The organism is Hydrogenophaga sp. (assembly GCF_051007235.1).
In the GTDB taxonomy this organism is placed as follows: Bacteria; Pseudomonadota; Gammaproteobacteria; order Burkholderiales; family Burkholderiaceae_C; genus Hydrogenophaga.
This window is the reverse complement of record NZ_JBPCSJ010000155.1, coordinates 1-4,818: the sequence shown is the minus strand read 5'-3', so window position 1 is coordinate 4,818 and position 4,818 is coordinate 1. Positions and strand designations below refer to the sequence as shown.

Genomic DNA, 4,818 nt, shown 5'->3' with positions numbered 1-4,818 from the left:
GCTTGAAACGGACCCAACGCACCGCCGCTGCGCGGGTCGCTGCCCCCCGTGGGGTCTGATCCCGCTTGGGGCGGCCCGGCGCGGGATCGGTCTTCCCCCCTGCGCCTCTGCGCGGCTTCCCCCCTCTGGCCTGCGGCCGGGGCGGACGCACCCTGTGGCCCGGCAAAGCCGGTTCCACGGGTGCCCTGGTTCCAGGCACGTGCGCCGGCGGCCGGTCCTCTCCCGACGGTCCCCTGCACCGCGGCCTTGGACTGGCGTCACCGGCTGCGGCGGCTCGTTTGTCATCCGCGCGCAAGGCCGAGCGCCTTAAAATTCCCCGAGTTACAGACCGGTTACCAACTTTGACTAGGGGATTTTCATGGCTCTCGTTTCCATGCGCGAACTGCTCGACCACGCCGCGGCGAACGGTTACGGCATTCCGGCGTTCAACGTCAACAACCTCGAACAGGTGCAGGCCGTCATGGCCGCGGCCGACGAAGTCGGTGCGCCGGTCATCCTGCAGGCCAGCGCCGGCGCCCGCAAGTACGCCGGTGAAGCCTTCATCAAGCACCTGATCCAGGCCGCCGCCGAGATGTACCCCCACATCCCGATGGTCATGCACCAGGACCACGGCACCAGCCCCCAGGTGTGCCAGGGCGCGCTCGACCTGGGCTTTGGCTCGGTCATGATGGACGGCTCGCTGATGGAAGACGGCAAGACCCCGGCCAGCTTCGACTACAACGTCGACGTGACCCGCAAGGTGGTCGAACTCGCCCACAAGACCGGCGTGACGGTGGAAGGCGAACTCGGCTGCCTGGGCAACCTGGAAACCGGTGACGCCGGCGAGGAAGACGGCATCGGCGCCGAAGGCAAGCTGGACCATTCCCAGATGCTGACCGACCCCGAAGAGGCCGCCCAGTTCGTCAAGGCCACCCAGCTGGACGCGCTGGCCATTGCCATCGGCACCAGCCACGGCGCCTACAAGTTCAGCCGCCCGCCCACCGGCGACATCCTGGCCATTTCCCGCGTCAAGGAAATCCACGCCCGCATCCCCAACACCCATCTGGTGATGCACGGCTCGTCGTCGGTGCCGCAGGAACTGCGCGCCATCATCAACCAGTACGGCGGCGCGATGAAGGAAACCTACGGCGTGCCAGTGGCCGAGATCCAGGAAGCCATCAAGCACGGCGTGCGCAAGATCAACATCGACACCGACATCCGCATGGCGATGACCGGCGCGGTGCGCAAGTTCCTGGCCGAGAACCCCGAGAAGTTCGACGCCCGCGAATGGCTCAAGCCCGCCCGCGAAGCTGCCAAGGCGGTGTGCAAGGCGCGTTACCTGGAATTCGGCTGCGAAGGCCAGGGCGCCAAGATCAAGGGCGAGACGCTGAGCGTGATGGCCGCCAAGTACGCCAGCGGCGAACTTGCGCAGAAGGTGGTCTGAACTACCTGCTGGTCTGAATGGAGCCGCCTTCGGGCGGCTTCTTCGTTTTCAGATTTCGTCCATGCGAAAGCGAGAACCTTCCGCTACAGTCAGGCGGGTTTTTTAACGATCACCCCACCAGTGAAATCGCAATCCCAATCAGAACCGTCGCCCATACTCCACGGCCCCTACACGGAGCCAGAGTTTCACTACGCCACGGCCGATGATGGGTGCCCCTGATCCGAGTCGTTGGGTGGATGCGCTATCAGACGCGGTTCTCCAGCGGCTGGCGGGCGAGGCGGTGTTCCGCCGGGGTGAGGTGTACGCCCGCGACGGTTCGGTGCACGAGCCCGAGATGTCGCCGCTGGAAGACGGTGAGCGCATCGCGCTGGAAGCGACGGTGCGCGGCACGGACCGCTACGAGGTGAGGGTCGCCATTGACCGGCGCGATCTGCTGCACGGCCGTTGTGACTGCCCGCACGCGGGAGACGGGTTCTTTTGCAAGCACCAGGTGGCGCTGTCGCTGGTGTTGCGTGGTGTCGTGTCAGGGGAGCCTCCGACCGGAGGCGATTCGGCGTCTGCCGAAAGCCCGGCCAGCAAGCGCGCCAAGACCCAGGCGCGCAAGGCCACCGATCTGCTGGCTTTTCTCAAAGCACAACCCCCCGAAGCACTCTCCGCGCGTCTCTGGGATTGGGCACAAGGCGACCGCAAACTGATGGCCGCCTTGAAGGCGTGGGCCGCGCAGTCGCAGGCGGGCGACGACCCCAAGGCGCTGCAGACCGCCATCACCGAGTTGCTGCGCGACCGGCGCGACTATCTGGACTGGCGGGAATCGGCTGAGTACGCGCGCCGCAGAGGGCTGCTGCTGGATTGGTTGCGACCCTGGCTGCAGAAGAACCCCACGGTGTGCATCGATCTGTGCGACCACAGCCTGCGCCGCCTCTACAAGGTGATGGAGTACGCGGACGATTCGGGTGGTGAGATCGGCGATCTGGTCGGGGAGGTGATGGCGCTGTATGCCGACGCGGTGCAGGCGGCGCAGCCCCCGGCGAGCTGGCTGACGCGCTGGTTCGACCTGATGGCGGCTGATCCGTTCGGGCTGTGGAGCGAAATGGAGGTGCTGGCTCAGGCCGGGCCGGTGGCGCAGGCGGCGTATGTGGCGAAGGCGACCGAGGCATGGCAGCGCTGGATGCAAGCCCACCAGGAGGGGGCGAGTGCGCCGGCTGGCCGGCGGGGCCTTGCGGGTCAGCGTGCAACCATCGACTGGGAGCGCAGCCGCCTGCGGGACCGGTATCTGCGCGCGCTTCGATTGCAGGACGATCCGCGCGCGCTGCTGGCGGCCATGACGGCCAGCGCCGCTTCGGAGCATGAGTGGGTGGAGGCGGTCGTGCTGTGCGAAACCCAGGGCTGGCTGCGCGAAGCCATGCAATGGGCCGCGCATGCCCACAAGCTGTTTCCCGACGATGGTCGGGTCGAAGAGGTTTTGTTGCGTGCCTACGAACGCGACGGTTGGGACGACGAGGCGCTGGTGATCCGGCGGCGGCAGTTGCAGAAACACCCCAACGATGAGTGCTACCTGGCTTGCCTGAAGGCGGCCGAACGTGCCGGAAAGGACCGCGCCACCTACCGGGAGGAACTCATGACCTGGGCGGCAGAGCGTGAGATGCAAATGGTGCTGCTACCGCCCGAACGGGTGGGGTTGCCCAAGCGTCCGAGCAAGGAGCGGCTGGTGAGTCAGCGCGTGTCCTGGTGGCTCGCCGAAGGCCGCTGGCAGGAGGCGTTGGACCTGGTGCAGCCACCCAACCGCTGCGATCCGCGCACGCTGTACCGACTCGCCCATGCGCTGCCGTTGACCGAGCAGCACACGGCGGTGTGGCTGCTGCAGCGGGTGTTCGATGTCTGGATGGCGCAGGCCAAGAGTCCGTACCACAACGAACTGGCGCTGGTGCGGGAGATCTCTGGCCGGATGCGGTCTGAGCCGGCACGCGAATGGTTGGACGGACTGCGGCAGACCTACAAGGCCCGCCGTGCATTCCTGGCTGGTTTGCCTCAGGCCTGACCTGCGATAATCCGCCGGAATGGTACGGAGCCCGCTGACTGTTCGGTCACCGGGCTTTTTTCTTGGCTGTCACTTTCCCCGCGACCGATCATGACCACCGCCCTGCACACCTCCGCCCTCAAGTCCCTGCCGCTGCTCGCGCGCGGCAAGGTGCGTGACAACTACGCCGTGGGCGACGACCGCATCCTGATGGTGGCCTCGGACCGCATCAGCGCCTTCGACGTGATCATGGGCGAGCCGATTCCCGGCAAGGGCGCGCTGCTCACGAAACTGAGCCTGTTCTGGTTCGACCAGCTCGGCCCCAAGGGCCTGAACATCTGCCCCATCCACCTGACCGGCGACGCGCCCGAGAGCGTGGTGTCGGCCGAAGAGGCGCCCCAGGTCACCGGTCGCTCGATGCTGGTGCAGCGCCTCAAGCCGATCCCGGTCGAGGCCGTGGTGCGCGGCTATCTGGCCGGCAGTGGCTGGAAGGAATACCAGGAAAGCCGCTCGGTCTGCGGCGTGAAGCTGCCCGAAGGCCTGCAGAACGCGTCCCAGCTGCCCGAGCCGATCTACACCCCGGCGGCCAAGGCCGAGATGGGCGAGCACGACGAGAACATCACCTACGAGCAGACCGTGGCCATGGTCGGCGCCGACATCGCCGCGCAGATCCGCGACAAAGCCATCGCGCTGTACAAGGCGGCGGCCGAGATCGCCCTGAAGAAGGGCATCATCATCGCGGACACCAAGTTCGAGTTCGGCCTGGACAAGCACGGCACCGTGGTGCTGATGGACGAGGTGCTCACACCCGATTCCTCGCGCTACTGGCCGGCCGACCAGTACACCGTGGGCAGCAACCCGCCCAGCTACGACAAACAGTTCCTGCGCGACTGGCTGGAAACCGCCAAGGTCAACGGCCAGCCCTGGGACAAGGCGCCGCCCGCGCCGCGCCTGCCGCGTGAGGTGATCGAGAAGACCTCCGCCAAGTACCAGGAAGCGCTCACCCGCATGCTGGGCTGAGAGACTGCGAGGGAATCGGTCATGCCCGCCTTGATACCCCAAAACACCGCCAGCGGTGTTGCAAATGCGCGCCGTAGCACGGGCTACGGCTGTGCTTTGCGCCTTGCCGGTGGCGCTTTGGGGCGCCCTTTCGGGCACGCCCAACGCCCTCCCAGCCTCTGAGGCCGCAGCGATGCCCTTGCCGCTCGACGTCGACGCCGTCACCCACAGCGTGCAGCTGGCGGTGGCGCCGGTGTTCTTCCTCACCGCCGTGGCCGGCATGATCAGCGCCGTGGCCGGGCGGCTGGCGCGCATCATCGACCGGGCCCGCATCCTGGAAGACAAGATCCGGACCGCGACCGATCCCGCGGTGACCGAA

4 protein-coding genes are annotated in these 4,818 nt (G+C 66.9%); all 4 read left to right on the top strand.

Going from position 1 to position 4,818, the window contains the following annotated elements; all coding sequences use genetic code 11:
• The first annotated feature begins 358 nt into the window (after positions 1–358).
• Positions 359–1,423, top strand: a complete 1,065-nt coding sequence (fba, locus tag ACR2JA_RS05695) for a class II fructose-bisphosphate aldolase (RefSeq protein ID WP_434008141.1) — start codon at positions 359–361, stop codon at positions 1,421–1,423.
• Positions 1,424–1,655: 232 nt separating this feature from the next.
• Positions 1,656–3,461: an SWIM zinc finger family protein gene (locus ACR2JA_RS05690; RefSeq protein ID WP_434008140.1), complete on the top strand. Its 1,806-nt coding sequence runs from the start codon at positions 1,656–1,658 to the stop codon at positions 3,459–3,461.
• Positions 3,462–3,551: 90 nt separating this feature from the next.
• Positions 3,552–4,460, top strand: a complete 909-nt coding sequence (locus ACR2JA_RS05685) for a phosphoribosylaminoimidazolesuccinocarboxamide synthase (RefSeq protein WP_434008139.1) — start codon at positions 3,552–3,554, stop codon at positions 4,458–4,460.
• Between the two features lie 172 nt (positions 4,461–4,632).
• Positions 4,633–4,818 (top strand): DUF2721 domain-containing protein (locus tag ACR2JA_RS05680; protein ID WP_434008138.1); only part of this gene is annotated, 186 nt, incomplete at its 3' end.

Excerpts from the sequence above, each read along its gene's own strand:
- ACR2JA_RS05685 (WP_434008139.1), top strand. The coding sequence starts at position 3,552 with ATGACCACCGCCCTGCACACCTCCGCCCTCAAGTCCCTGCCGCTGCTC.
- fba (WP_434008141.1), top strand. The coding sequence starts at position 359 with ATGGCTCTCGTTTCCATGCGCGAACTGCTCGACCACGCCGCGGCGAAC.